General features: G+C 67.3%; 17 protein-coding genes. 14 read left to right on the top strand and 3 right to left on the bottom strand.

Features of this window, described 5'->3' with window-relative positions; translation table 11 throughout:
- Positions 1-9: 9 nt before the first annotated feature.
- Both K7711_RS25730 and K7711_RS25725 read right to left on the bottom strand, forming a co-directional pair.
- Positions 10-1218 (bottom strand): CaiB/BaiF CoA transferase family protein, encoded by a 1209-nt coding sequence (locus tag K7711_RS25730; protein ID WP_222972015.1) that lies wholly within the window; start codon positions 1216-1218, stop codon positions 10-12.
- Entirely contained in the window at positions 1215-2681 is a 1467-nt protein-coding gene (locus K7711_RS25725) for an aldehyde dehydrogenase family protein (RefSeq protein WP_222972014.1), read from the bottom strand. Before K7711_RS25725 ends, K7711_RS25730 begins: the two co-directional genes overlap by 4 nt.
- Positions 2682-2888: 207 nt before the next feature.
- Between K7711_RS25725 and K7711_RS25720 the strand changes: the two genes are divergently transcribed.
- From K7711_RS25720 to K7711_RS25660, 13 genes are all read left to right on the top strand, one after another.
- Positions 2889-3596, top strand: a complete 708-nt coding sequence (locus tag K7711_RS25720; protein WP_222972013.1) for an SDR family NAD(P)-dependent oxidoreductase — start codon at positions 2889-2891, stop codon at positions 3594-3596.
- A 72-nt stretch (positions 3597-3668) separates the two neighbouring features.
- Entirely contained in the window at positions 3669-3863 is a 195-nt protein-coding gene (locus tag K7711_RS25715; protein WP_040825581.1) for a ferredoxin, read from the top strand.
- Positions 3864-3872: 9 nt separating this feature from the next.
- A complete protein-coding gene (locus K7711_RS25710; RefSeq protein ID WP_222972012.1) occupies positions 3873-5225 on the top strand; it encodes a cytochrome P450 in 1353 nt (450 codons plus the stop codon).
- Between the two features lie 69 nt (positions 5226-5294).
- Complete coding sequence (locus K7711_RS25705) at positions 5295-6956, top strand: thiolase C-terminal domain-containing protein (RefSeq protein ID WP_222972011.1); 1662 nt, start codon at positions 5295-5297, stop codon at positions 6954-6956.
- 27 nt (positions 6957-6983) lie between these two features.
- The gene (locus tag K7711_RS25700) at positions 6984-7499 is read left to right on the top strand and encodes a DoxX family protein (RefSeq protein ID WP_222972010.1); all 516 of its coding nucleotides are present in this window, start codon (positions 6984-6986) and stop codon (positions 7497-7499) included.
- Between the two features lie 62 nt (positions 7500-7561).
- Complete coding sequence (locus tag K7711_RS25695; protein WP_222972009.1) at positions 7562-8377, top strand: NAD(P)-dependent oxidoreductase; 816 nt, start codon at positions 7562-7564, stop codon at positions 8375-8377.
- Positions 8378-8405: 28 nt separating this feature from the next.
- Positions 8406-9215 carry an NAD(P)-dependent oxidoreductase gene (locus K7711_RS25690; protein ID WP_222972008.1) on the top strand — a complete coding sequence of 270 codons (810 nt, stop codon included), beginning with the start codon at positions 8406-8408 and terminating at the stop codon, positions 9213-9215.
- A 59-nt stretch (positions 9216-9274) separates the two neighbouring features.
- A complete protein-coding gene (locus tag K7711_RS25685; RefSeq protein ID WP_308014939.1) occupies positions 9275-11524 on the top strand; it encodes a sensor histidine kinase in 2250 nt (749 codons plus the stop codon).
- A 354-nt stretch (positions 11525-11878) separates the two neighbouring features.
- On the top strand, positions 11879-13522 hold the full coding sequence (locus K7711_RS25680) for a flavin-containing monooxygenase (RefSeq protein WP_222972006.1): 1644 nt from the start codon (positions 11879-11881) through the stop codon (positions 13520-13522).
- A 565-nt stretch (positions 13523-14087) separates the two neighbouring features.
- A complete protein-coding gene (locus K7711_RS25675; protein ID WP_222972005.1) occupies positions 14088-14330 on the top strand; it encodes a hypothetical protein in 243 nt (80 codons plus the stop codon).
- Positions 14331-14355: 25 nt separating this feature from the next.
- Positions 14356-14649 (top strand): WXG100 family type VII secretion target, encoded by a 294-nt coding sequence (locus K7711_RS25670; RefSeq protein ID WP_222972004.1) that lies wholly within the window; start codon positions 14356-14358, stop codon positions 14647-14649.
- Between the two features lie 148 nt (positions 14650-14797).
- Positions 14798-16210 carry a WXG100-like domain-containing protein gene (locus K7711_RS48995; RefSeq protein ID WP_222972003.1) on the top strand — a complete coding sequence of 471 codons (1413 nt, stop codon included), beginning with the start codon at positions 14798-14800 and terminating at the stop codon, positions 16208-16210.
- Positions 16211-16314: 104 nt separating this feature from the next.
- Positions 16315-16491: a hypothetical protein gene (locus K7711_RS25660; protein WP_222972002.1), complete on the top strand. Its 177-nt coding sequence runs from the start codon at positions 16315-16317 to the stop codon at positions 16489-16491.
- A 37-nt stretch (positions 16492-16528) separates the two neighbouring features.
- Here K7711_RS25660 and K7711_RS25655 read toward each other — a convergent pair whose 3' ends face one another.
- Positions 16529-17566, bottom strand: a complete 1038-nt coding sequence (locus tag K7711_RS25655; protein ID WP_222972001.1) for a TIGR03617 family F420-dependent LLM class oxidoreductase — start codon at positions 17564-17566, stop codon at positions 16529-16531.
- Positions 17567-17684: 118 nt separating this feature from the next.
- Between K7711_RS25655 and K7711_RS25650 the strand changes: the two genes are divergently transcribed.
- Entirely contained in the window at positions 17685-18518 is an 834-nt protein-coding gene (locus K7711_RS25650; protein WP_222972000.1) for an enoyl-CoA hydratase, read from the top strand.
- The last annotated feature ends 5 nt before the right edge of the window (positions 18519-18523 follow it).

The following is an 18523-nucleotide window of genomic DNA, read 5'->3' as shown; positions in this document are numbered from 1 at the left end:
TCCAGCGAATTACGTGACCGCGCCCGCGGACTTGAGTGCGATGATGCGGTCCCAGTCCAGGCCCAGATCCTGCAGCACCTCGTCGGTCTGCGCGGCGAACTCCGGGCCGGGCCGCAGCTGCGGCGGGGTCAGGTCGAATTGCACCGGACTCGAAACCAGTTGCAGCTCACCAGCTTCGCGAATGTACTCGTTGGCCCGCACCTGCGGATCCGCGAGCACCTGCAACGCGTCCTGCACCGGGGCCCACGGGCCGGACAGGGTGCCGAACCGCTCGGTCCACTCCGCGAGCGTGCGCGTGCCGATCACCTCGCGCAGAATCTCCACGGCCGCAGGGGTATTGGCCGCGATCGAGGCCGCGTCGGCGAACCGCGGATCATCGGCCAGCTCCGGCCGGTCGATGTGGCGGCACACGTCTGCCCAGAACTTGCCCGGCTGCAACATCACCAGGGACAGATACCGGCCGTCCTTGGTGGCGTACAGCCCCGAGAGCGGATTCGCCGGTGAGCCGTGCGCCCCGGTCGGCCCGGCCTGCAGCGGCTCGCCGACGTGCGCCGACAGGGCGATGGTGTGCCCCATCGACCACAGACCACTGCTGAGCAGCGAGACGTCCACCACCGAGGTCTCCCCCGTGCGCTCGCGCTTGAACAACGCCGCGGCGATGCCGCCGGCCAGGTTCGTCCCGGAGATGGTGTCCCCGAAAGCCGGACCGGGCGGGCCGATCAACCCGTCCACATCGGGCGGGGTGATGGTCGCCGCGACACTGCCGCGGCACCAGTAGGCGGTCATGTCGTAGCCGCCCTTGTCCGCCTCGGCGCCGCGCGGGCCCAGGCCGCTGCCGCGGGCGTAGACGATGGTCGGATTCACCGCGCGGATGTCGTCCACATCGATGCCGAACTTGCGGCGGTGCTGCGGCAGGAAGCTGGTCAGGAACACATCGGCGGTCTTGGCCAGCTCGTGGATCACCTCCCGCCCCTCGGGCACCGACATGTCCACGCCGATGCTGCGCTTACCCCGATTGGCATGCTCCACATTGGGATTCGGATCGCCCTCGACCTTGAACTGCCCGATCTGCCGCAGCCCGCGCTGCGGGTCGCCGGTGACCGCGTGCTCGACCTTGATCACGTCCGCGCCCCAGTCGGACAGCACCGCGCCCGCCGAGGGCACGAAGCCGTACATGGCGACCTCGAGGACGCGAATCCCTTCCAACGGCCCGCTCATGCCGACGCCGCCGCGAAGGTCTTGGTCTCCAGGAACTCCTCCATACCCGCAACTCCCATCTCGCGGCCGATGCCGGACTGCTTGTACCCGCCGAAGGGCGCGTCGGCGCCGAAGTAATTGCCGCCGTTGATACTCATGGTTCCGGTGCGAATGCGCCGCGCCACCGCGAGCGCACGTGCTTCGTCGGCGCTGAACACGCCGCCGGACAACCCGTAGATCGAATTGTTCGCGATGCGCACCGCATCGTCGTCGTCCTCGTACGGGATCACCGCCAGGACCGGCCCGAAGACCTCCTCCTGCGCGATCTCGCTGTCGGGGTCGACCCCGGCCAGCAGCGTGGGCTTGTAGAAGTAGCCCGGATCGACCTTCTCGCCGCCGGTGATCAGCTTCGCCCCGGCCTCGACCGCGCGCTGCACCAGACCGTCGACCTTCTCGCGCTGACGTTCGCTGATCAGCGGGCCCATGATGGTCTTGGGATCACCCGGATCGCCGTACTTCACCATGCCCATGAAGTTGGCCACCTGTTCCACGACCGCGTCGTGGTCCTTGCGCTGGACCAGCAGCCGAGAGGTCAGCGCGCACCCCTGACCGGCATGGCTGACGATGCTGAACGCCGCGAACATCGCGGCGGACTTGTAGTCGGCGTCGTCCAGCAGAATCGCCGCCGATTTGCCGCCGAGTTCGAGGAACACCCGCTTGAGCGTGCCCGCCGCGCCGGCCATGATCTTGCGTCCGACGGGGGTCGAACCGGTGAAGGTGACCACGTCCACGTCCGGATGGGTGGTCATCCGCTCGCCCACCGAAACATCCGAGGAGGCAAGCACATTCACCACGCCCGCGGGAATATCGGTGTGCTGGGCGATGATCTCGCCCAGAGCCAGGGTCGCGAGCGGAGTGTCGGGCCCGCCCTTGAGCACCACCGTACATCCGGCCGCGAGCGCCGGCGCGAGCTTGGCCAGGGCCAGCTGATGCGGGTAGTTGTAGGCCGCGATGGCGGAGACGACGCCCCCGGCCTCGCGCTCCACCCAGCGCCGATGCGGACGTCCGCGGAATTCGATCTCGCCGATGTCGTCGCTGAAGGAGTACTTCGGCAGCAGATCCGCGTAATACCGGACGATCTCGAACGGAACCTCGAGCTGATTGGCGTGCGTGAGCTGGCGAGTCGCGCCGACCTCGGCGATGGTCAGCTCCCGCAGCTCCTCCACGTTGTCCCGCAGCGCCGTGTAGAGCTGATCGAGGCAGCGCGCCCGGAAGGCGTGGTCGGTGGACCAGGTCGTGGTGTCGAACGCGCGCCGCGCCGCGGCCACGGCCGCATCGGTCTCGGCGATACCGGCCTCGGGCGCGTACCCGTACACCTGCCCCGTCGCGGGGTTGAGCGAGTCGAGCGTGCGCTCGGTCTCGACCAATTGCCCATCGATGAGCAGCCGTCGGGTGACGCCCGCCTCCTGTTGTTGCGCTGACATCGCGTCTCCTAGCTGCGCGTGAAAATTACATTCTCTTTAATGGAGAATGATACATTCTTCTCCAGCGGACTGTAGCAACAATCGATGACCTGGCAAACACTCCAGCCCGGAACGCCCGGTCACCACTCGGTTCCGCCACCGCGGAAACCTTGCGCACCCGTTCAGCGCGAGAGTACCGTTCTCAGCATTCGGAAGGGAGATTCTTTCGTGAAAACCGCCGTAGTCACCGGCGGCGCGTCCGGTATCGGTCTCGGCATCGCCGAGCGCCTGCGCGCCGACGGCCTGCACGTCGCCACCCTCGACCTGAACCCGGCCGCCGACGACGATTTCGCCTATCGGGCCGACGTCAGCGATCCCGACCAGGTCACCGCCGCCCTGACCGACGTCCGCGAGAAGCTGGGCCCGGTGACGGTCCTGGTGAACGCGGCCGGCGTGGAGAAGTACCGGCGGTTCCAGAACCTCAGCTTCGAGGAATGGAAACAGATCATCGACGTCAACCTGCACGGGGTGTTCCACACCGTGCAGGGGGTGCTGCCGGACATGATGTCCGCGAACTGGGGCCGGGTGGTGAACATCTCCTCCTCGAGCACCCACTCCGGCCAGCCGTTCATGTCGGCCTACGTCGCGGCCAAGTCCGGTCTCAACGGGCTCACCAAATCCCTTGCGCTGGAACTGGGTCCGTACGGGATCACGGTCAACGCCGTCCCGCCGGGCTTCATCGACACCCCCATGCTGCGCCGCTCGGAGGAGAAGGGACTGCTGGGCGGCACCATCGAGGAACACATCCAGCGCACCCCCGTACGCCGCGTCGGCAAGCCCGCCGACATCGCCGCGGCCTGCTCGTTCCTGATCTCCGAGGACGCCGGATACATCACCGGGCAGATCCTCGGCGTCAACGGCGGACGCAACACCTGACCGCGAGCGAGCAGGCGCGGCCGACGGCTGTCTCGAGTGGTACGGCTACCACACTTGAAGGGAAGAAATATCGTGAAGGTTCATGTCGACGCCGATCGCTGCCAGGGACACACCCTCTGCTCGATGATCGCCCCGAAGATGTTCGAGCTCAGTGAGATCGACGGTCACTCCTCACCGGTGAGCGAGGACGTCCCGACCGATCAGGAGGAGAACGTGCGCGAGGCCGTGCGCTCCTGCCCCGAGCGCGCGATCGCGATCACCGAGTAGGGAACCACCATGAGCGTGGACAACGCTGCCGAGCGCAGACGGCCGATCTTCCATTTCGACCGGCACACCCCGCACTACCGCGAGCAGTTCACCGCGATCACCGAGCAGATGCAGGACAGCTGCCCGATCGCCTGGACCGAGACCTACGGCGGGCACTGGGTCGCCGCGGGCAATCGGGAGGTCTTCGAACTGGCCCGCTGCCCGTACACTTCCAACGATCACGACCCCGCGGGGGAACGTCGCGGCTACCAGGGGATCACAATCCCCACGCCCGAACGCGGAGTGGCCAGGCGCTCGGGAATCCTGGAGATGGACCCGCCCGAGCAGACCGAACTGCGCGCCGCGCTCAACCCCTACCTGTCCCCCGCCGCGGTGCAACGCTGGATTCCGTTGGCGGACGAGGTGATCCGCGCCAGTATCGACGAGAAGATCGAATCGGGACGGATCGACTTCGTCGACGATCTGGCCAATATCGTTCCCGCCGTGCTCACCCTGGCGATGATGGGCATCCCGCTGGACAACTGGACCATCTACAACGAACCGGCGCACGCCTCGGTCTACACCCCGCCCGATTCCCCGGACAACGGGCGGGTCGGCGAGATGAACCAGGCCATGGGCATGGATCTGCTCACCAATTACCTTCGGATCAAGCAGAATCCGCGCCCGGGGCTGATCGATGCGGTGGCCCGGTCCACCCTGTCCGGCGAGCCGATCTCCGATATGGACGCCATCGGCATGCTCGCGCTGATCATCGGCGGCGGTTTCGACACCACCACCGCACTCACCGCGCATTCGCTGGAGTGGTTGTCCGAGCATCCCGATCAACGCGAATTGCTCAGCCGCGAGCGGGATCTCATGCTCGACTCGGCAACCGAGGAATTCCTGCGCTACTTCACCCCCGCACCCGGCGACGGCCGCACCATAGCCGAGGACTGCGAGGTGGCGGGTAAGCGATTCGTCGAAGGCGAGCGACTGTGGCTGTCCTGGGCGATGGCCAATCGCGATCCCCGGGTGTTCCACAATCCGCACGAGGTCGATCTCGAGCGGCGGGGCAACCGGCACTACAGCTTCGGGCTGGGGGTGCACCGCTGTATCGGTTCGAATATGGCGCGCATGGTGTTCAAGCGAATGCTGCTGGCGGTCCTGGACCGGATGCCCGACTTCCGGTGCGATGCCGAGGGCACGATGCACTACGACACCATCGGCGTCATCCAGGGCATGCGGCATCTGCCCGCGACGTTCACCCCGGGACAGCGCCTGGGCGCGGGACTCGACGAGACCCTGGTCGCGCTGCAGCGCCTCTGCGACGAGGAGCGCCTGGCCGAACCGGTCACCGCTCGCAGGCCCCGCACGCAGAGCTGATCGGGCACACCCGCACGCACGGCGAATCACGACGCAGCACAACGCAGCACGGCAAGGTAAGGAGGCGAGATGGCCGAGGAATCGGGACGACCGCTACCGTTGCTCACCCTGGAGAACGAGTTCTTCTGGACCTCCGGGGAAGACGGCAACCTGCGGATACAGGAGTGCGAATCCTGTGCGGCACTGATCCATCCGCCGCAGCCGATCTGCCGGTACTGCCGCAGTCGCGAGCTGGGCGTGCGGGTGGTGTCCGGATTCGGCACGCTGTCGAGCTTCACCGTCAACGAGCGGTTCAGCCTGCCGGGCATGCCCGCGCCCTACGTCATCGCGCAGGTCGCGCTCGAGGACGATCCGCGAGTTCGGCTGACCACCAACATCATCGACGCCGATCCCGACTCGCTGACGCTGGGCATGCGGGTCGAGGTCACCTTCCTCGCCGACGGCGACGTCTGGCTGCCGGTGTTCCGGCCTGCGGCGCCCCGGTCCGAGCCCGCGCCGCTGCCGCGGGACGAGATCGACCCGGCGCGATTCGGCGAATACGTGCGGCCGATGGTCCGGACCGAGAAGTTCGAGGACAAGGTCGCGCTCACCGGAATCGGCATGTCGCAGATCGGGCGGCGGCTGATGCGCCCACCGCTCGAGCTGACCATCGACGCCTGCGAGCAGGCGGTCGCCGACGCGGGCCTGACCATGGCCGATATCGACGGCCTGTCGACCTATCCCGGCGGCGGCAATCTCGGCGGGTTCGCCGAGGGCGGGGTCACCGCACTCGAAGCGGCCCTCGGGCTGCGGCCGACCTGGCACAACGGCGGCATCGAGACGTTCGGGCCCGGCGGTTCGGTGATCGCGGCGATGCTCGCGGTCGCCGGTGGCCTGGCCCGGCACGTGCTGTGCTTCCGCACGGTGTGGGAGGCCACGTTCAACGAACGCATGCGTGCGGGCAAGGTGCCCGCGCCGGGCGGCGGACGCACGACGAGCTGGCAGATGCCCTTCGGCGCGTCCTCGGCCGCGCACACTCTCGCGCAGAACGCGCAGCGGCACTTCCACCGCTACGGCACCACGCGCGAGACGCTCGGCTGGATCGCTCTGAACCAGCGCGCCAACGCGGAGTTGAATCCCAGTGCGGTGTACCGGGATCCGATGACCATGGAGGACTATCTCGCCGCGCGGACCATCACGACTCCGTTCGGCCTGTACGACTGCGACGTGCCGTGCGACGGCGCTGTCGCGGTCATCGTCTCCGCGGTCGACGCCGCACGCGACCTGCCCGTCGAACCGGTGCTCGTGGAGGCGGTCGGCACGCAGATCATCGAGCGCATCGACTGGGATCAGAGCACGCTGACCCACGAGCCGCAGTCGCTGGGGCCCGCGGCGCATCTGTGGAGCCGCACCTCGCTGCGTCCCACCGACGTCGACGTGGCCGAGCTCTACGACGGGTTCAGCTTCAACTGCCTGTCCTGGATCGAGTCGCTGGGGTTCTGCGGAATCGGCGAGGCCAAGGACTTCCTGGACGGCGGCAAGAACATCGCCCGGGACGGATTACTGCCACTCAATACCCACGGCGGCCAGCTCTCGCACGGCCGCACGCATGGCATGGGCCTGCTGCACGAGGCTATCGTGCAGTTGCGCGGCGCGGGCGAGGCCCGTCAGGTCACCGACGCCCACGTCGCGGTCGTCTCCAGCGGCGGCCTGACCCCGGGCGGGGCGTTGCTGCTGCGTAGCGACACCTGATCGGCCGGAGTTATCGGAGGAGTTGTCATGAGCGTGACCGATGTCGCGTTACTGCTGGTAAGAATCGTGTTGGGCGGCACCATGATCGCGCACGGCGTCAACCACTGGCTGGGCGGCGGGAAGATCGCCGGAACCGCCGGGTGGTTCGGCGGCCTCGGGCTGCGCCGGCCGATCCTGCAGGCATGGCTGAGCGTGCTGACCGAGATCGCGGCCGGAGCGCTGCTGATCCTCGGCCTGCTGACCTCGTTCGCGGCCGCGGCGGTGATCTCGGTGATGCTGGTCGCCGGACTGCTGGCGCATCGCACCAACGGGTTCTTCGTCTTCAAAGAGGGCTATGAATACGTACTCGTACTGGGCGTCGTGGCGCTGGCACTGGGCATCCTCGGACCCGGCTGGCTGTCGCTGGACCACGCGGGCGGAATCGCGATCACCGGGTGGGCGGGCGGCGGTGTCGCCCTGATCCTCGGAGTGGTCGCGACCGGTGGACTGCTGGCCACGTTCTACCGGCCCCAGCCCGCGCCCGAGGTCGCGCCGCAGAACTAGACATCATCACCGCGCCACCGAACAGCGGTGCGCAGGAGCATTTTTCGATAGGGAGGCACCGCATGCGGGTCGGATTCATCGGACTGGGCAGTCAGGGCGGCCCGATGGCCCGCCGGATCGTCGAGGAGGGTTTCGAGACGACGCTCTGGGCACGCCGTCCGGCGTCGCTCGAGCCCTACGCCGACACCGCCGCGAAGTCCGCGGCCACCCCGGCGGAACTGGCCGCGGCCAGTGATCTGGTGTGCCTGTGCGTGGTCGGTGACGACGATGTGCGGCAGGTGCTCGAGGGCGAACAGGGCGTACTGGCCGGATTGCGGCCCGGCGGCATCGTCGCAATTCACAGCACCGTGCACCCCGACACCTGCCGCGAACTGGCCGAAAAGGCTGCCGCACAGGGCGTCTCGCTCATCGACGCGCCGGTCAGCGGCGGCGGTATGGCCGCGGAGGCGCGGCGGCTGCTGGTGATGGTCGGCGGCGACGACGATGCGGTCGAACGGGCCCGGCCGGTCCTGGCGACCTATGCCGACCCGATCGTGCACCTGGGCGGCGTCGGCTCCGGGCAGACCACGAAACTGCTCAACAACCTGCTGTTCACCGCGAACCTGGCCACCGCCAAGAGCGCCCTGGACCTCGGGAACGCGCTCGGCGTCGACGCGGCGCGCCTGGGCGAGGTGATCACGCACGGCACCGCGAACAGCTTCGCCCTCGGCCGGATCACCGGTGGCGGCACGCTCGAAGTGCTCGCCGCGCACGCGGCCACTCTGCTGCGCAAGGATGTCGGCCTGATCGCGGGCCTGGCCTCGGACGCCGACATCGAGCCCGGCATCGTGCTCACCGCGGCCGATGCGACGCTCGCGATGATGCAGCACCCACGCTGAATTCGACTGCCGGACAGGGATACACGCGATGCGAATCGGATTCGTCGGTGCGGGCCGGATGGGCAGGCCCATGATCCAGCGGCTGGTGGCGGCCGGACACGAGGTGACTGCGCTGGGCCGCAACGCCGATGCGCGCCGGGCCATCATCGAACTGGGCGCGCAGGCCGTGCCCTTCCCCGCGGCCACCGGAACCCGGGCGGACGCGGTGATCATCTGCGTGTTCACCGACGAGCAGGTGCGGGCGGTCTGCCTGGACACGCCGCTGCTCGAGACCATGCCGCCCGGCTCGGTGCTGGCCGTGCATACCACGGGCAGCCCGCGCACCGTGGAAGCCATTGCCGCGGTGGCGGATTCCCATGACATCGAGGTGCTCGACGTACCCGTCAGCGGTGGGCCGTACGATATCGCCGCCGGGCAGCTCACCCTGTTCGGCGGCGGGGACGCCGCGGCGCTGGAGCGGATCCGGCCCGCGCTGGCGTCCTACGGGGATCCGATCCTGCACCTGGGCCCGCTGGGTTCGGGACAGCGGGTCAAGCTGGTCAACAATGTGCTGTTCGCCGCGCAGATCGGCCTGGTGGCCGAATCGGTGCGGCTGGCAACACAACTCGGCGTCGAGGAGTCCGCGCTGCTGTCGGCCCTGCCGCATGCCAGCAGCGCCGGACGCGCGCTGGGCAGTGTCGCGGCCAAGGGGTCGGTGGCGGCGTTCGCCGAGTCGGTGGGCGAATTCCTGCGCAAGGACGTGTCGGTAGCTCGCAACCTCGCCGCGGAACTGAATGCGGACCTGGGCCCGCTCGCCACCGCCATCGACGCCGCCGACCATCGGAATCCCGGCGATTAGCTGCGAATTCTCTCCGCGAGAGCTGATTACTTTTTATGGTTTTCCGTTATATTGGCTCGGTGCTACCCGCCAGATTCGCGGGGATCCGCAGCAAGATCCTCGCCGTCGCACTCGTCCCCAGCCTCGTCCTGCTGGCCATCGGCATCACCGGAGCCATCTACCTGGTGATCACCGGACATCGTGCCGAGAACTTCGCAGAAGACCTGCGCGCCAACGAGGCTCCGGCTCGCAACCTCGTCGTCGCGGTGGAGCAGGAGCGGTTGCTGTCGCTGTGGAAGCTGGCCGGGCAGCGGATCGATCCGGGCGCGCTCCCGGCCGCGCGCACCGCCTTCGACAGTGCGCTGGACGGAATCATCCCGGTCGAGGTCCAGTTCGCCAAGACCCAGGGCACCTCGGTGGCCGGAACCCTCCAGGGATTCGACACGCTCAAGACGCAACTTCCGTTGCTGCGCAAGGGCGTCGACGCGGGCACCGCACCGCTCTCGGACGTCTACACCTTCTACAGCCGCCTGCTGGACGGCGTGGATCAGGGCACCTACACGATCGAGCAGTCCGCGCCCGATATCGCCTCGGCCATCCAGCTCACCCACGCCGCGGACCTGCTCGGCGTCGTGGAGGCGATGGCCCGCTCCATCTCGCTGACCGCCCTGGCCGGGACCACCGCGGGCATGCCGCCGACGCTGCTGACCGAGTACCGCAACCAAGTCGGTTGGTATCACACGCAATTGGCCAAGGTGCAGGCCGGATATGTGGAGACCGATCCGGCCACCGAGAAGCGGATCGCCGAGATGGTCGCCGCGCCGGACTGGCGGCAGCTCAGCGATATGGAGGACGCGATCCTGCACCCGGCGGCGACCGGGCGATCCGGCAATTCCGCTGTGCTGCCGATGAATCTGGCCGATTGGCGGCGCACCGCCGACACCGTCGAGGGGCAGATGATGCAGCTGTGGGTGGAGCACAATGCCACCGCGCAGCGGCAATCCGCCGATTCGGGTACGCATCGCGCGCACAACTCACTGATCGTCGGAATCGGCATGGCAGGCCTGGCGCTACTGGGATTCCTGCTCTCGCTACTGCTGGCCAACCGGATCATCGGACGCCTGCAACGACTGCGGACCGAAACCCTCGCCCTGGCCGAGGTCGCGCTGCCCGAGACCATGCGCAGACTCGGCGCCGGCGAGGACGTCTCGGCCGAGGAACGCGCCGCGCGGCTCGACTTCGGTCGCGACGAGATCGGCGCGGTGGCACAGGCTTTCAATCAGGCGCACACCGCCGCCGTGGACGCCGCGGTCACCGAGGCGCGCACCCGTGAGGGCGTGCGCGCGGTCTTCCTCAACATCGCGCACCGCAGTCAGCTCGTCGTGCATCGGCAACTGGAGATCCTGGACGAAGCCGAACGGGGCGAAGAGGATCCGGCCGTTCTGGACGTGTATTTCCGGCTCGATCACCTGGCCACCCGCGAACGCCGCAACGCCGAGAATCTGCTGATCCTCGGCGGCGGGCGACCCGGCCGCCAGTGGCGTAAACCGGTGCCGCTGATGGAACTGGTCCGCAGCGCGGTCGGTGAAACCCTGGACTATGCCCGGGTGCACACCAGCCGGATGCCACACGCGTACATCCTCGGCGATGTGGTCGGCGACCTGATCCACCTGCTGGCCGAACTGGTCGACAATGCCACCTCGTTCTCGCCGCCGGAATCCCGCGTGGATGTCACCGGCACGGTCGTCGGGCGCGGGGTGGCCGTGGAGATCGGCGATCAGGGGATGGGCATGAGCCCCGAGGACATGCGTCGGTCCAATGAGATGCTGGCCCGGCCACCGGATTTCGCCGTCACCACGCTGTCGGCCGATTCCCGGCTGGGGCTGTTCGTCGTCGCGCTGCTCGGCGCGCGCCACGGCATCTCGGTGCGCCTGACCGAGTCCGATTACGGCGGCGTCCGCGCCATCGTCCTCATCCCGAACTCCTGCGTCAGCATCGAGCCGGTCACCGATGAGAATGCCCCGCAGCGGATTTCACCTCCCCCCGAGCCCGTGGCCGCGGTCCCGGTCGGCGCCGCGCCCGTCATGACCGCCCCGCAGCCCCGACCGGCCGCGTCGGGCCAGGGCAAACCCGCCCTCCCCAAACGCCGCCGCCAGGCCAGTCTCGCCCCCGAACTCGCCGAGACCCCGGGTGTCGACTCCACGGCCCCGCGCCCGAACCGCACCGCCGAACAAGCCCGAGACCTCATGTCCACCATAGAGAACGGCACCCGCCAGGGCCGCCGTGCAGCCCCGCCCACCCGGCTCCCACCGAACACCGACGGTCGCTGATACGCCGCGGCGCCCCGGTCCGCGCGCACCGCCGTCCGCTGCCGGGCTATCGGTGGTGACGGCGGACGCAACCGGGCGCGTCTCGTGCGGATGGCGGATTCGCCTGTCGTGCACTGGCAGTCGCGATGACGGCATCGGCAGTTCTTATCCTGCACCGACATGCGATCGGCGTACTCGCGTTGTGATGTCCGGCAAGCGGTTTCACCTGGCATTGTGCGGAACAACGAACGCGCGCAAGGATGTTCCGCTAACCTGCAGCCTGTACCGGTCTGGAAAACTGACGCTCGGCGAGCTCATCCGCGCACCGATGAGCTCGTGACATCAACCGAGCCGCAGCGACATGAGGGGGCAGGAATGACAACGACCTCGGAGCACTCCACATTCTCGACCGGGCAGGAGGCTCGCGAGATCGACGCCGTCGTCGTCGGAGCCGGATTCGCCGGGCTCCACATGCTGCACAAGTTGCGCGAACTCGGGCTCTCGGTGCAGGTGTTCGAAGCGGGCGACGGACTCGGCGGCACATGGTTCTGGAACCGCTATCCGGGCGCACGCGTCGACGTGAAGAGTATGTACTACAACTACTCCTTCGACCCGGAGCTCGAGCAGGAGTGGGAGTGGACGGAGAAGCTGCCGCCGCAGCCGGAGTTGCTCCGCTACATCAACCACGTCGCGGATCGTTTCGATCTGCGTAAGGACGTGCAGTTGCAGACCCGGGTCACCGCCGCGGTCTACGACGAGTCCGCCGCGCGGTGGCGGATCACGACCGATCGGGGCGAGGTCGTCTCGGCACGGTTCGCGATCATGGCGACCGGCTGTCTGTCGGTGCCGAAGATGGTGGAGGTTCCGGGCATCGAGACGTTCCGGGGCCGCAGCTTCCACACCGGCAACTGGCCCGAGCAGGAGGTGGACTTCACCGGCCGGCGGGTCGCGGTGATCGGCACCGGTTCCTCCGGGGTGCAGGTTATTCCGCTGGTCGCCGAAGCGGCCGAGCAGCTCACCGTGTTCCAGCGGACCCCGAACTATGTTCTGCCCGCAGGCAATCACCCGATCGACCCCGAATTCCAACGCGGGATCAAGTCGCGCTATCGCGAAGTGCGCAAGGCCAACCGGGAATCGGGCTTCGGCATCGCCCAGCCCGAGGCCACCAAGGGGGCGCTCGAGGTGAGCGAAGAGGAACGAAATGCCTTCTACCGCAGGGTGTGGGAGGACAAGAACAGCGAACTGGTCAGCATGCTGGTCGGATTCACGGACCTGCTCGCCGACGAGGCCGCCAACGAGACCGCCGCCCAGTTCATCCGCGACCGAATCGCCGAGATGGTGACGGATCCGGCTGTCGCCCGGCTACTTCAGCCCGCCGGCCTCTTCGGCGTCAAGCGCCCGGTTCTGGGGACCGACTACTACCAGACCTTCAACCGTCCCAATGTCCGGCTCGTGGACGTGCGCGCGACCCCGCTCACCGAGGTCACCGAGTCCGGACTCGCGACGACGCAGGAGAGTTTCGAGTTCGACGACATCATCTACGCCACCGGATACGACGCGATGACCGGTGCGCTGGACGCGATCGACATTCGCGGCCGGGACGGTGCGTCGCTGCGGGAGAAGTGGGCCGCCGGGCCCATCACCTACCTCGGTCTCGCCATGGCGGGCTTTCCGAACCTCTTCACGATCACGGGCCCGGGTAGCCCCTCGGTCCTGTCGAACATGATGGTGTCCATCGAGCAGCACGTCGACTGGGTGGCGGACGCGATCGACGCGCTGCGCGCCAAGGGCGTCACGAGCATGGAGGCCGAGGTCGACGCGGAGCAGGAATGGACTCGGCACGTCGACGAAGCGGGCAATATGACGCTGTATCCGAAGGTCGACTCCTGGTACGTGGGCTCGAATGTGCCCGGCAAGCCGAGGGTGATGTACGCGTACATCGGCGGCGTCGGAGCATATCGCGAGAAATGCGACCAAGTCGCCGCCGACGACTACGACGGTTTCACGCTGACGCAGTGACCGAGGCGGTGCCGGAGCGCCGGACGGCGCGCGCCACCCGGGGGAGTAGCCGAACTCCCTGAGTGAGCTGACCATCATCAGAATCGTTGCGCGGCGGGGCATTCCGTACACCGCGCACCGGTCCCGATTGTTCGCGGCATCCGACTCCTCATGCCGGCCAACCGGTTGCCGGAGCCTGTTACCGGGGAGTGGAGTCATCGACGATCACCGTGGCTTGCTGACATCCGGCACGACGCGGCCGGTATCGACAAAAGCCCAGAGCGCAGCAGCTGCTTTGCGCGAGCGGCGGGTCGCCCGACAGCCGACGTGGTGCTGCATCACGCAATGAGCCTGGGCGACGGCGCACTGCCCCGGGGTGTCTGGTGAACTTCCTGCACCCACCCAAATGAAGCTCGCTGAACTTGACCAGCAGTGTGACCACAGACATAGATCTGGAGCCGTGGTGCCCGTGGTGCCTGAGTGGTCGGCTGACAAATTGAGAACATGTAGAGACGGGGCGGGAATGGAAGTTGATCCGGCGACGGTCCACCAGACTGCGCAATGGCTGCAGCAGCAAGCTGACGACATGTCCACCGCCATCGAGGCGCACGTCAAGGCGATATCGAGCTTCCTCGGCAGCGACTGGCAGGGCATCGCTGCGACCTCACACGAAGACCCCTGGGCCGACGGCGCACGGCGCACCGTCGGCTCGTTCTACACCGACGTCGGCGCCCTGCACACCGCCGCAAACACTTACACCACGACCGACACCAACCAGGCGACTGCGATCAGCCAGGCAGGCTCGAGCCTGAACCTGCCGCCGATCTAGCGCGGGGTCCCGGACAGGCATGGAAGTGGCCACCGATTATCGCGTCGACCTCGTCGGACTCGCGAAATTGATCGACGACACCGCAACGCTGAAATCGTCCATCGAACAGAACATCACCGAGATCGACCAGCGCATCAGCGATTTGCATGTCACCTGGACCGGTGACGCCGCAGACGCCCACAAGACAGCGCACGACAACCGGATCCGAGCCGTCGCCGACATGAACGAGGCGTTGGCGACGTTGCGACAAAAGCTCGCTGACGCATTGACCGCGTACCAGACAGTCGGGCCCACCAACCATGGGATGTGGCCACAATGACCACACCACCGACACCACCGACAAAAGCGGCCACGCCGGGAACCGTTCCAACCCGCCACCCACCTCGCCCGCACCTGCTCCAGTACCGACCCCTGCGCCGGACAACCCCCCGCCGACGCTGGCGAAGCCGCCGCCGAAAAAAACACCTGTGCCCGCGCCGACGGTGCCCAACATCGTGTTCCGGTCCCAGGACTACCACGACGCCGGTGAGGAATTCGCCAAGATCGGCGTTGACGCCTCCGACACTCACAACGCCCTGCTCGCGGTGCTCAATTACTACAGCGGCATGGCCGGAGTCGATGACGCCGGCAAGCAGTGGGCCACCACCTACGACCAGGCAGCGCAAGCGGCGATCGGGACCTCGGCGACGTTGGCCGAAGCATGTGTGCAAACCCGCAACCTGATCGCGGTCGGCGTCTACAACCACGCTGTCACCGAAGCCACAGCCAACCACTCGACCGCCACGTCGCCGGCCAAACCGACGCTGACACCCGACATCACCCTGGGCACGACTGTCTCCCCGGCCGCTGGAGGCGGCATCGACGTGCCGTTCGGCTGGTCCGTCGTACAAGACCTGGTCAGTAATGCTTGGCCGAACGGCAACCGGATCCAACTGCACGCCGCAGCCGACGCCTGGCACACTGCGGCCTCCGACTACCGCACCCTCGCTACCGCGGTGACCAGCGCCGTGGGGTTGCTCAGCAACAACCAGTCTCCCGAGATCGACACCGCTGTCGCCTCCTGTAACCAACGTAAAACCGACTTCACCGATCTTGCCGATATCTGCCAGAAACTGGGCGACTCCTGCAACGACTACGCCCAAAATCTCGACGACGCACAAAAGAAGGCCGTCGACGAGCTGGCCGAATTCGTCGAAGAAGCGGTCGCCTTCGAAGCCGCCTTCGCCATCTTGGCACCCTTCACCGGCACTCTCTCCGAATGGGTCGGCAACGCCGCCTATGCCGGTCGCATCGCCCAGAAGGCGGAGAAGATCAAAGGGTTCATCAGCGCCTTGATCGCCCGCTCCGGGGAAATAGTTTCCAAAACGCTCACACCGTTGCTCGAACGGGCGAGGCCAATTCTTCAGCGTGTCCAGAAGTGGGTCGACGAAGCTCGGACAAACCTGAGCATCTTCGCACGAGGCGGCGGCTACCGGGACGGCAAGCTGTTCTCCCGGAGTGCCAGCCGACTGAGCAAGGACATCATGGAGAGTGGCGACCACCTCCCTATAACCCAGGAAACGATCGAAGAATACGCTGCGAAGGCGGGCGTCGACCTGAAAGGTGTCAATGTACACCTCGGCACATCCGCCGACGACATCCGATATTACGATGCCGAGAAAGCGGTCGGAAGCACGACCGGCAACGACATCACACTGGCCCCCTCGGCGTTCTCCGACCCCGAGACGCTGATGCGCACCCTGGTGCATGAGAAGGTTCACGTGGATCAGTACGCCAGCGGAACGCAAATCGGCACGGGAACAAGCGCTGGACTCGAGGCTCAGGCCTACGCTGCCGAGGATGCATTCTGGGCAAAGTACATCGCCAACGGAGGAAAGTGAGCAGGTTGAGTAAATTCGAGGTGGACGACGTATTCAGGGTAAGCTTCCAAAAGCTGCCCATAGTTACCGGATTTGTCCAAGGGGAGTTCACAGTCGGACAGAGAGTGGAACTCACCAAGCGCGATGGCCGGGTTTACCGCGGGGTGATGACCGGAATGCATATTCACACGTCCTCGGTCGCCCCGAATCATTTCTCGATCATTTTTTCCGAGCCCATCTCCCATAATGTAGAGCCTGGCGATGTGATCACTACGATCGATCCCGATGGTGAGCAGTCCTAGTCTCAATCTTCCGGGTGGTTGGCGTGCCGGCACCGGCCTATCCGGACGAGGCACTGGCCTCCCGGAGCGTGCATTCCTCCCGGATTCGGCGGGCGAGGTCGGCGGCCTCGGCTCGGTCGAAACTCGGTGGCAGCGTCAGCGACAGACGAGTGAGCAAGCCGCCGAAGCGATCTGCGATGCGGGACGGCAGTTCGTCCGGTGGGGCGATGACCGCGAAGGCATCCAGCATCTCGTCGGTGATCAGGCGTGCCATCTCGTCCCAGCGGCCCGCCTTGGACAGGGCAGTGAGCTGCTCGCGGGTTTCCGCCCAGCCGTGCAGTTCGAAGATGCCGCGATAGGCGGGGGTCGAGGCGTAGAAAGCGATGCGTTGCCGGAGCGTGGGTATTGCGGCGGCGATCTGGGCTTCGGTGCCGGTGACGACGAAAGGCGTTGCCACCATGTCGAATCCGTCCATCGTGGCGCCGACGCGCGCACGGCCCTCGCGCAGCGCGGGGACGGTGCGTTCCCGCAACCAACGGGCGGTGGTGAAGCCGTGACACAGGAACCCGTCGGCGACCTCACCGGCGACCCGGGTCATCGCCTCGCCCACCCCGGCCAGCAGGACCGGGGGCGGGCCGAAATCATGCTGCGGCGGAACGAAATCCGGCGGCATCAGGGTGTGCCGGTAGAACTCGCCCTCGTAAGCCAGCGCGGCGCCTTCGTGCCAGCAGGACCAGATCGCCCGCAGCGCCAGCACGTATTCGCGCAGTTGCGCGGCGGGCCGCCCCCACGGCATCCCGAACCGCCGCACGACATGCGCCCGCACCTGCGAGCCGAGTCCGAGGGTGAGCCGACCGTGCGAATGGCGCTGAAGATCGTCGGCGGTGTACGCCAGCGTCATCGGCGAGCGGGCGAAGGCCACCGCGATCGAGGTGCCCAGGCCGATACCTTCGGTGGCCTCGGCGGCCACGGCCAGCGCCAGGAACGGATCCTGATTCAGCTCCCCGGCCCAGAGTCCGTCGAATCCGTCCGCTTCCAGCTCGCGGGCGCGGGTGGCGGCCACACTCAGACCCGCGATGGTGGCGTCGACCTTCATCCGGAGCACCTTTCGAAAACTGTATTCTCCTATTGTAAGAACAGTATATTCACTCTCGTCCAGCAAACGGAGTGAGCGAGTGCGGCGGCAACCCGCCCACACAGTTCGGAGGTGCCCCATGACCGATGCCCTGGTCCGGGTCGAGACCGCGGATCGCGTCGCGACCCTCACGCTGAATCGCCCCACCGCGCGCAATGCGCTCAGCCGCGCCCTGATGGACGCGCTGTGGGATGCGGTCACCACGGCCGGGGACGATCCCGGAATCGATGTCATCGTGCTGACCGGCGCGGATCCCGTCTTCTGCGCGGGCGTGGATCTCACCGAGGCAGCCGGTGGAACCATGCCGCCCCTGCGGCCGCCGGGCCAGGGCCCCGGACGCGATACCAACGGCCTGTTCCGATTCCTGCCGCCGATCGGCAAACCCGTCATCGGCGCGATCAACGGCGCGGCCGTCACCGGGGGCCTCGAGGTGGCCCTGCAGTGCACCTTCCTGATCGCGTCGGATCGCGCCCGTTTCGCCGACACCCACGCCCGCCTGGGCGTCATGCCCGGCGGCGGCGCGACGGTCCTGCTCGCCGCGACGGTCGGCGCCCGCAAGGCCGTCGAACTCTCGCTCACCGGCAACTTCCTCACCGCCGCGGAAGCGCTGCGCCTCGGCCTGGTGAATCACGTTGTGCCACACCAGGACCTACTCCCCTTCGCGCAGCGCCTCGCGGGCGACATCGCGGGCAACGATCCCCGTGCGGTACAGCAACTCCTGGGGCACTACGACCGGGTCGCCGATACGGCCACGCTGACCGAGGCGCATCTGCTCGAGGGCATCCTCGCCGAAACCTGGCGTCCGGGCACGAGCGATATCGCCGCTCGCAGAGCAGCGGTCGTCGCGCGCGGCCGCAGCCAAGTGCATTCGGACCCCGGCCCGGCCGAAGCGGACGCAATGCCCACCCCCTGACCGGG

The sequence above is a fragment of the Nocardia coffeae genome (genome assembly GCF_019890715.1).
Lineage (GTDB): Bacteria > Actinomycetota > Actinomycetes > Mycobacteriales > Mycobacteriaceae > Nocardia > Nocardia jiangxiensis.
Note: the sequence above shows the minus strand (reverse complement) of the source record. Positions and strands in the feature narration are given on the sequence as shown.

Coding starts and splice junctions, on each gene's coding strand:
- K7711_RS25730 (WP_222972015.1), bottom strand. CDS start 1,218: ATGAGCGGGCCGTTGGAAGGGATTCGCGTCCTCGAGGTCGCCATGTAC.
- K7711_RS25725 (WP_222972014.1), bottom strand. CDS start 2,681: ATGTCAGCGCAACAACAGGAGGCGGGCGTCACCCGACGGCTGCTCATC.
- K7711_RS25710 (WP_222972012.1), top strand. CDS start 3,873: ATGAGCGTGGACAACGCTGCCGAGCGCAGACGGCCGATCTTCCATTTC.
- K7711_RS25705 (WP_222972011.1), top strand. CDS start 5,295: ATGGCCGAGGAATCGGGACGACCGCTACCGTTGCTCACCCTGGAGAAC.
- K7711_RS25700 (WP_222972010.1), top strand. CDS start 6,984: ATGAGCGTGACCGATGTCGCGTTACTGCTGGTAAGAATCGTGTTGGGC.
- K7711_RS25695 (WP_222972009.1), top strand. CDS start 7,562: ATGCGGGTCGGATTCATCGGACTGGGCAGTCAGGGCGGCCCGATGGCC.
- K7711_RS25690 (WP_222972008.1), top strand. CDS start 8,406: ATGCGAATCGGATTCGTCGGTGCGGGCCGGATGGGCAGGCCCATGATC.
- K7711_RS25680 (WP_222972006.1), top strand. CDS start 11,879: ATGACAACGACCTCGGAGCACTCCACATTCTCGACCGGGCAGGAGGCT.
- K7711_RS25675 (WP_222972005.1), top strand. CDS start 14,088: ATGTCCACCGCCATCGAGGCGCACGTCAAGGCGATATCGAGCTTCCTC.
- K7711_RS25655 (WP_222972001.1), bottom strand. CDS start 17,566: ATGAAGGTCGACGCCACCATCGCGGGTCTGAGTGTGGCCGCCACCCGC.
- K7711_RS25650 (WP_222972000.1), top strand. CDS start 17,685: ATGACCGATGCCCTGGTCCGGGTCGAGACCGCGGATCGCGTCGCGACC.